Raw genomic sequence first — 434 nt, forward strand, 5'->3', positions numbered from 1 at the left:
TGTCGGTGGTCGTCGGTAGGTTCGAGGCATCGGAAGGGGGCGGTGATGGCGACGGCAGCGGGTCCGCAGGATGTGCTCGAGGCGGTGCGTGTCGCGCGGTCGGCGTTGCGTCGGGTGGTTGCCCCCAGCGGGGTTCGGGGGTCGCGGGCTGAGTGGGCGGCGGTGGCCGGTGAGCTGCAGGGGTTGGTCAACGAGGCGGCCGCGGCGCAGGACGCGGCGGTGGTGCGGTTGGCGGCGATCGAGGGCGAGTGGGCCGAGGACGGCACCGTCGTGGAGGTCCGCAAGCCGCTCGGGCACGTCGCGCTCGACGCCCCGGCGGTCGTCTCGGGGGTGCTGGCCGTGTCGGCGGTGCACGCGGAGCGGCGGGTGCGGCAGGCGGTGCGGGTCGCCGCCGACGGCCCCGCGGGCACCGCCACGGCCACCGGCCTGGGCGC

Annotated in this window: 1 protein-coding gene; it reads left to right on the top strand. The window is 77.4% G+C overall.

Annotation, left to right across the window (positions count from 1 at the left end; all coding sequences use genetic code 11):
- Positions 1 to 162: 162 nt before the first annotated feature.
- A partial coding sequence (locus Q0963_RS16495; RefSeq protein WP_299448172.1) for a hypothetical protein occupies positions 163 to 434 on the top strand: 272 nt, incomplete at its 3' end.

The organism is uncultured Phycicoccus sp. (assembly GCF_947495705.1).
Lineage (GTDB): Bacteria > Actinomycetota > Actinomycetes > Actinomycetales > Dermatophilaceae > Phycicoccus.